Raw genomic sequence first — 349 nt, 5'->3', positions numbered from 1 at the left:
AGGATGAACAGGTCGGCCAGTTCCAGGGCGTCGATGCCCGGTAGTTCGCTGCCTTCGATCAACAGGAAACCGGCGATGTAGCCGTCTACCAGCAGCAGGTTGGCGCTCCATTGCGGGTCGCTCCAGTAGCGGGCCAGGTGTTCGTCGTGGATGTAGAAACGCCCATCGGCCTCGACATCTTCCTGTTCCCAGTCCGAAGACTCGTAGGCGTAGTACTGGTAAAGATTGCGGATCAGTTCGGCTTCTTCGGGGCCGGTCTGGATCAATTCGACGGTGGTTTCAGGCATGGGGCTCTCGGTGGAAAAACGCAGGGCGCCATTGTTCACAAAAGTTCTGCCCACGCCAATGG

1 pseudogene is annotated in these 349 nt (G+C 58.5%); it reads right to left on the bottom strand.

The features are described from left to right. Positions 1–326: pseudogene (locus AAEZ05_RS27975) on the bottom strand (GNAT family N-acetyltransferase); the annotation flags it as partial. Between the last annotated feature and the right edge of the window lie 23 nt (positions 327–349).

This window comes from Pseudomonas sp. HY13-MNA-CIBAN-0226 (assembly GCF_040310305.1).
GTDB classification, from domain to species: Bacteria; Pseudomonadota; Gammaproteobacteria; order Pseudomonadales; family Pseudomonadaceae; genus Aquipseudomonas; species Aquipseudomonas gregormendelii.
The sequence above is the reverse complement of the archived record's forward strand: the minus strand, read 5'-3'. Positions and strand labels throughout refer to the sequence as shown.